We start from the raw sequence: 1,104 nt of genomic DNA on the forward strand, positions 1-1,104 counted from the left end.
CGGAGGAATTTCCTTGCCGGTAATCTCCGAGACCTTCATCAGGAATTCGTCGGTCGCCTGAACACCCAGCGGATAATGGAACGAAGCCGTAACCTGACCGACCTCCTTGCAATATTCCAGCGTTTTGCGCGTGTTATAGTGCTGCAGCGACAGGGTCGCTTCGGCATTCAACGCCGTTTTCAAGTCCTCGATCTTCGTGCCGCCGTCATACATGCGGTACGTACCGTCAGACGGCGTGTCGAACTGGTCGGAGGCATCCTGGATGAAGATGTAGGATACGCCCATCATGTCGAGCAGGCGCTTCAGTTCGCGGTTGTTGCCGACGCAGAAGCCGTCGAAGCCGGGAATGATGTTGATGGCTTGAGCAACCTCCTTCCGCTCGTTGCCTTTCCAGAAGTTCTCCAGAATGCCCTTGATCATGCCGTCATAGCCATCGACGTGGCTGCCGACGAAGGCAGGCGTGTGGGCGAAAGGAACATCGAAGTCGTGCGGGACCGACCCTTCGTTCTTTGCGTTTTCGATGAAGCCGTGGAGGTCGTCTCCAATGACTTCGGCCATGCAGGTGGTCGAGACGGCGATCATCTTCGGATCGTAGAGCTTGTATGTATTGGCGAGCCCGTCGACCATGTTCTTCAACCCGCCGAACACTGCCGCGTCCTCCGTCATCGAGGACGAGACCGCCGATGAAGGCTCCTTGAAGTGACGCGACAGATGCGAACGGTAATAAGCGACGCAGCCCTGGCTGCCATGGACGAAGGACATCGTTTGCTCAAAGCCTGCGGCTGCGAAGACGGCACCGAGCGGCTGGCAGGCTTTGGCCGGGTTCACGACCAGGGCTTCGCGGCCCAGGTTCTTTTCGCGATACTCCCAGGTCTTCGTGAAGTCGTTTTGATCGGCAACGACCTGATCCGGGTGGGGGCATTCGAAATTGGCTTTCTTCTCGGCGAGCATCTGCCTGTATTCCGGCTCGCGGAACAGGGGAGCATGGTCGAGAACTTTTTCCGCCGACTGCGGCATAGTAAGCACCTTTCTTTTCATCGCGCCGCACCGGTGGCGGCAATGGGATGTCATCTGTCACGAGTGCGGATCAAGTCCGATGGGAAG

1 protein-coding gene is annotated in these 1,104 nt (G+C 57.7%); it reads right to left on the reverse strand.

What is annotated here, in order from left to right; genetic code table 11:
- A partial coding sequence (gene nifK, locus MOV76_RS39195) for a nitrogenase molybdenum-iron protein subunit beta (protein WP_092755373.1) occupies positions 1 to 1,017 on the reverse strand: 1,017 nt, incomplete at its 3' end.
- Between the last annotated feature and the right edge of the window lie 87 nt (positions 1,018 to 1,104).

This window comes from Rhizobium sp. PRIMUS64 (assembly GCF_023006465.1).
Lineage (GTDB): Bacteria > Pseudomonadota > Alphaproteobacteria > Rhizobiales > Rhizobiaceae > Rhizobium > Rhizobium leguminosarum.